Origin of the sequence: Cognatundibacterium luofuense, assembly GCF_018139685.1 — a bacterium.
Taxonomy (GTDB): Bacteria; Pseudomonadota; Gammaproteobacteria; order Burkholderiales; family Burkholderiaceae_D; genus Undibacterium; species Undibacterium luofuense.
This window is the reverse complement of record NZ_JAGSPN010000061.1, coordinates 1-638: the sequence shown is the minus strand read 5'-3', so window position 1 is coordinate 638 and position 638 is coordinate 1. Positions and strand designations below refer to the sequence as shown.

Below are 638 nucleotides of genomic sequence, written 5' to 3'. Positions count from 1 at the left end.
AGCAAATCTCTGTTTTATGACCCGACTGAACGTCGTATCCGTAGCTTTGTCACCCGTACTGGCCGCGTCTCAGATGCACAGGCCCGCGCGATAGAAACGCTGGGGCCAGTCTTTTGCATCCCTTATCAAAAATCTTTGCTTGATATCGATGCGACTTTCGGCCGCCAGGCGCCGACTGTATTTGAAATCGGTTTTGGCATGGGTGAAACCAGCGCCAAGATTTCTGCCAGCATGCCAGAAAAAAATTTCATCGGCGTTGAAGTGCATACGCCGGGCGTAGGCAGTCTGCTTAAGCTGACCGATGAAATGGGGTTGAAAAATCAGCGCATCATTCAGCATGATGCGGTTGAAGTACTGAATTACATGATTGCGCCGGAATCACTGCACGGAGTCCATGTCTTCTTCCCTGATCCATGGCATAAGGCGCGCCATAATAAGCGCCGCCTGATTCAGGGCCCGCTGGTGCAACTGCTCGCATCACGACTGGCACCGGGTGGCTATCTGCATTGCGCAACGGACTGGGAAGAATATGCGGTGCAGATGCTGGACGTACTGAGTGCTGAACCTGCCTTGGAAAATACTGCGGAGGCGTATGCACCACGCCCTGACTATCGCCCTGTGACGAAATTCGAAAACCG

Annotated in this window: 1 protein-coding gene; it reads left to right on the top strand. The window is 53.0% G+C overall.

Annotated elements, in window-relative coordinates; all coding sequences use genetic code 11:
* Window positions 1-638, top strand: a 638-nt coding sequence (gene trmB / locus KDM89_RS19290) for a tRNA (guanosine(46)-N7)-methyltransferase TrmB (protein WP_230427990.1), incomplete at both ends; no start/stop codon positions are given.